The sequence below is a fragment of the Streptomyces prasinopilosus genome, assembly GCF_001419695.1.
GTDB classification, from domain to species: domain Bacteria; phylum Actinomycetota; class Actinomycetes; order Streptomycetales; family Streptomycetaceae; genus Streptomyces; species Streptomyces prasinopilosus.
Window position 1 is genome coordinate 1 of record NZ_LIRG01000804.1, and the last position, 5,018, is coordinate 5,018.

Sequence of the window (5,018 nt, forward strand, 5' to 3'; positions counted from 1 at the left end):
CCCCGCGGTCCCGTCCGTTCCAGGGGGCCCGCCGCACCCGGCGGTCGAGCCTGCGCCGGCGCCAGCCGGTCAGGCGGTCGGCGTAGACACGGCCCTCCAGGTGGTCGCACTCGTGCTGCAGGCACCGGGCGAAGAAGCCCGTGCCGTGCACCGTGACCGGTTCCCCGGTCACCGTGCGGCCCTCGACGACCGCGTGGTCGTGGCGTTCCGTCCCCGCCTCCAGACCCGGCAGCGACAGGCAGCCCTCCGGGCCGCGCACCACCACCCCGTCCGTCNNCCGATCTGGTTGGCGGCCAGGCCCACGCCCCGCGCGGCGTACATCGTCGCGAACAAGTCCTCCACGAGGCGGGCCAGTTCCGGGCCGAAGTCGGTCACCTCCCCGCAGGGCGCGTGCAGCACCGGGTCGCCGAGCAGGGTGAGGGGCCGGACGCGACCGTGGACACCGGGGATGGAACCGTCTCGCATGGCGGTCAGAGTACGGTCCTTTGCAGCAACGCCCGCCTCGTGGGGGGTGACGTGGTTCTGGAGTGCGAATGGATCTCGATAGGCTGAGGTCCACACCACGTGGCCGTCAGCCACAGGCGCGGCGCGTACCAAGGAGGATCGAGACTTGATGGCAGGCAACTCGGACCCGCTCACGCCGCGGGCCAAGCTGGCCGTGACCGCCGGCAGGGCGGTCGCAGCGGCATCACGCGCCGCGGGACGCGGCAGCGGTTCGGTGATCGGCGGCCGGGTGGCCCTCAAACTCGACCCCGATCTCCTCGCCCGGCTCGCCCAGAACCTGGACTGCATCCTGGTGTCGGCGACCAACGGCAAGACCACCACCACACGGCTCATCGCGGAGGCCCTGCGGGCCGCCGGACCGGTCGTGTCCAACGCCCTGGGCGCCAACATGCCCGCGGGCATCACCTCGGCGCTCGCGGGCGGCTCGGAGTCGAAGTTCGGCGTCATCGAGGTCGACGAGAAGTACCTCGCCGGCGTCGCCCGGGACACCGACCCCAAGTGCATCGCCCTGCTCAACCTCTCCCGCGACCAGCTCGACCGGGCCGGCGAGACCCGGATGCTCGCGGAGAACTGGCGCGAGGGCCTGGCCGGTTCCAAGGCGGTCATCGTCGCCAACTGCGACGACCCGCTGGTCGTGTGGGCCGCCTCCTCCTCCGCCAATGTGATCTGGGTCGCCGCGGGCCAGATGTGGAAGGACGACGCCTGGTCCTGCCCGTCCTGCGGCGGTGTGATGCAGCGTCCCGGCGACGACTGGTTCTGCGGTGAGTGCGGCTTCCGCCGGCCCACCCCGAGCTGGGCGCTCTCCGGCGACCACGTCCTCGACCCGCACGGCTCCGCCTGGCCGATCCACCTCCAGCTGCCGGGCCGCGCCAACAAGGCCAACGCCGCGAGCTCCGCGGCCGTCGCCGCGGTCTTCGGGGTGCCCCCGCAGGTCGCCCTGGAGCGCATGTACCAGGTGCAGGCCGTCGCCGGCCGGTACGACGTCGTCCAGCACCAGGGCCGTGACCTGCGGCTGCTGCTCGCCAAGAACCCCGCGGGCTGGCTGGAGACGTTCTCGCTCATCGACCCCCCGCCCGCCCCGGTGATCCTGTCGGTGAACGCCCGTTCCGCCGACGGCACCGACACCTCCTGGCTGTGGGACGTCGACTACACCCGGCTGACCGGGCACCCGATCGTCGTCCTCGGTGACCGGAAGCTGGACCTCGCGGTGCGGCTCGAGGTGGCGAACCAGCAGTTCCAGGTCTGCGAGGACCTCGACCAGGCGCTCCAGCTGTGCCCGCCCGGCCGGATCGAGGTCATCGCCAACTACACCGCGTTCCAGGACCTGCGCCGCCGCGTCGGCAACTGACGCCGGCGACGCATCGCGACGTACTCACAAGGACAGTGACTTCATGAGCGACAACGGTCTGCGGATCGTATGGATCTACCCCGACCTGCTGAGCACCTACGGCGACCAGGGCAACGTGCTCGTCGTGGAGCGCCGGGCCCGGCAGCGCGGCCTCGACGTGGCCCGGCTGGACGTGCGCAGCGACCAGCCGATCCCCACGTCCGGCGACATCTACCTGATCGGCGGCGGCGAGGACCGTCCGCAGCGGCTCGCCGCCGAGCGGCTGCGCCGGGACGGCGGCCTGCACCGGGCGGTGGGCAACGGGGCGATCGTGTTCTCCGTGTGCGCCGGCTACCAGATCCTCGGCCACGAGTTCATCAACGACCTCGGCCAGCGGGAGCCCGGCCTCGGCCTGCTCGACGTCGTCTCGGTGCGCGGCGAGGGCGCCCGGTGCGTCGGCGACGTGCTGGGCGACATCGACCCGCCGCTGGGCCTGCCGCCGCTGACCGGTTTCGAGAACCACCAGGGCGTCACCCACCTCGGTCCGACGGCCCGCCCGCTCGCCCGGGTGCGCTTCGGCAACGGGAACGGCACGGGGGACGGCACCGAGGGCGCCTACAACGACACCGTGTTCGGCACGTACATGCACGGTCCGGTGCTGGCCCGCAACCCGCAGATCGCGGACCTGCTGCTGAAGCTGGCCCTCGACGTCAACGCGCTGCCGCCGACCGACGACCACTGGTACGAGGCCCTGCGCGGCGAGCGCATCGCGGCCTCGCAGCAGCCCGCGTGACACCCGCGCCCGCGTCGGACGGGCCGGTGCCCTCCGGCCCGTCTGACAGCTGGTCCGCACAGGTGAGCGGGGTCGTCCAGTAGACGGACGCGCGCTTCGACCCCGCCCCCCGGTGCCGCTAGGGTGGCGGGAATCGAGCCGGACGACGCGGTCCGGTCCCGGCCCACGGCTAGAAGGTTGTTTCGGGCTATGCGCATTGGTGTCCTCACGTCCGGCGGCGACTGCCCCGGCCTGAACGCCGTCATCCGCTCCGTCGTCCACCGCGCCGTCGTCGACCACGGCGACGAGGTCATCGGCTTCCGGGACGGCTGGAAGGGCCTCCTGGAGTGCGACTACCTCAAGCTCGACCTCGACGCGGTGGGGGGCATCCTCGCCCGCGGCGGCACCATCCTCGGCTCCTCCCGGGTGCGTCCCGAGCACCTGCGGGACGGTGTGGCGCGGGCCAGGGGGCACGTCCGGGAGCTCGGTCTCGACGCGATCGTCCCGATCGGCGGCGAGGGCACGCTGAAGGCGGCCCGGCTGCTGTCGGACAACGGCCTGCCGATAGTGGGCGTGCCGAAGACCATCGACAACGACATCGCCGTCACCGACGTCACCTTCGGCTTCGACACCGCCGTCGGCGTGGCGACCGAGGCGCTGGACCGGCTGAAGACGACCGCCGAGTCCCACCAGCGGGTGCTCATCGTGGAGGTCATGGGCCGTCACACCGGCTGGATCGCGCTGCACTCCGGCATGGCGGCCGGCGCGCACGCGATCGTCGTGCCGGAGCGGCCCTTCGACATCGACGAGCTGACGGCGAAGATCGGTGCGCGGTTCGCCGCGGGCAAGCGGTTCGCCATCGTGGTCGCCGCGGAGGGCGCCAAGCCGCGGGCCGGCACCATGGACTTCGACGAGGGCGGCAAGGACGTCTACGGCCACGAGCGGTTCGCCGGGATCGCGCGGCAGCTCTCCGTGGAGCTGGAGGCGCGGCTCGGCAAGGAGGCGCGTCCGGTGATCCTCGGTCACACCCAGCGCGGCGGGACGCCGACCGCGTACGACAGGGTGCTGGCGACCCGCTTCGGCTGGCACGCCGTGGAGGCCGTGCACCGCGGGGAATTCGGGCGGATGACGGCGCTGCGCGGGACGGACATCGTGACGGTGCCGCTGGCCGAGGCCGTCGAGACGCTGAAGACGGTGCCGGACGCCCGTTACGCCGAAGCGGAGTGTGTCCTGTAGCACCCGCCGTTCCGGCTGCCGCCGGGAGAACCCGCCCCCGGTCGCGGCCGCGATCGGGGGCGGTTCTACTCTGGTGCGGACAGACGGCGTACAACCCCCACGAAACGGAGCCGGCGGATGGATCACAGCGGGCACGGCATGACCATGGATCTGCCGCCGTTCACGCTGGGGCGAGGACTCGCCTGGTCGGCGGACCCGTTCTTCCTCGTCGCCTGCCTGCTGGGGCTGGCGCTGTACGGCTGGGCGGTCGTCCGCCTGGTGCGGCGGGGCGACAAGTGGCCGGTGGGACGGACCGTGTCGTTCTTCATCGGCGTGCTGAGCATCGTGCTCATGATGTGCACCGGTCTGAACGACTACGGCATGGTCATGTTCAGCGTGCACATGGTGCAGCACATGGTCATCAGCATGGTGTCGCCCATCCTGATCCTGCTCGGCGCCCCGGTCACGCTGGCGCTGCGCGCCCTGCCGCCGGCCGGCCGCGGCCGCAAGGGGCCGCGCGAGCTGCTGCTGATGCTGCTGCACAGCCGCTACATGCGGGTCGTCACCCACCCGCTGTTCACCATCCCGATGTTCATCGCGAGCCTGTACGCGCTGTACTTCACCCCGCTGTTCGACTACCTGATGGGCTCCCAGGTGGGGCACATCGCGATGATGGTGCACTTCCTCGCCGTCGGCCTGGTCTTCTTCTGGCCGATCATGGGCGTGGACCCGGGCCCGCACCGGCCGGGACACCTGATGCGGATGCTGGAGCTGTTCGCGGGCATGCCGTTCCACGCGTTCTTCGGCATCGCGCTGATGATGGCGTCCACCCCCATGGTGACGACCTTCCAGAACCCGCCGGCCTCGCTGGGCGTCGACGCGCTCTCCGACCAGAACGCGGCCGGCGGTATCGCCTGGGCGTTCAGCGAGATCCCGTCCGTGCTGGTGCTGATCGCGCTGCTGTTCCAGTGGTACGCCTCGGAGCAGCGGCAGGCCAAGCGCACCGACCGGGCCGCGGAGCGCGACGGGGGCAAGGAGCTCGAGGCGTACAACGCCTACCTGGCCTCCCTGCACGCATCGGACAGGTGAACCCCTTCCGGCCGCTCCCCCTCGCCCGCTTCCTCCCCCGGTTCGCCTGAAGGATCCCGTCCTCCGGGGGGACGGGCCGCCGGGGGAAGCGGCCGTCACACCGTGTGCGCC

At 71.9% G+C, this 5,018-nt stretch carries 5 protein-coding genes and 1 pseudogene; 4 read left to right on the plus strand and 2 right to left on the minus strand.

Annotated elements, in window-relative coordinates:
• Both AOK18_RS34790 and AOK18_RS34795 read right to left on the minus strand, forming a co-directional pair.
• On the minus strand, positions 1–275 hold a 275-nt coding region (locus AOK18_RS34790; RefSeq protein ID WP_240503324.1), incomplete at both ends, for a peptide deformylase.
• 2 nt (positions 276–277) lie between these two features.
• Positions 278–465: pseudogene (locus AOK18_RS34795) on the minus strand (peptide deformylase); the annotation flags it as partial.
• A gap of 148 nt (positions 466–613) precedes the next feature.
• On the opposite strand from AOK18_RS34795, the gene AOK18_RS26720 reads away from it, so the two are divergent.
• The 4 genes from AOK18_RS26720 to AOK18_RS26735 all read left to right on the plus strand — a co-directional run bounded on the left by AOK18_RS26720 (position 614) and on the right by AOK18_RS26735 (position 4,907).
• Positions 614–1,852: a Mur ligase family protein gene (locus tag AOK18_RS26720; RefSeq protein WP_055573890.1), complete on the plus strand. Its 1,239-nt coding sequence runs from the start codon at positions 614–616 to the stop codon at positions 1,850–1,852.
• A gap of 43 nt (positions 1,853–1,895) precedes the next feature.
• Positions 1,896–2,624, plus strand: a complete 729-nt coding sequence (locus AOK18_RS26725; protein WP_055573889.1) for a type 1 glutamine amidotransferase — start codon at positions 1,896–1,898, stop codon at positions 2,622–2,624.
• Positions 2,625–2,813: 189 nt separating this feature from the next.
• A complete protein-coding gene (locus AOK18_RS26730; RefSeq protein ID WP_055573888.1) occupies positions 2,814–3,839 on the plus strand; it encodes a 6-phosphofructokinase in 1,026 nt (341 codons plus the stop codon).
• 117 nt (positions 3,840–3,956) lie between these two features.
• A complete protein-coding gene (locus tag AOK18_RS26735) occupies positions 3,957–4,907 on the plus strand; it encodes a cytochrome c oxidase assembly protein (protein ID WP_055573887.1) in 951 nt (316 codons plus the stop codon).
• Positions 4,908–5,018: the final 111 nt, after the last annotated feature.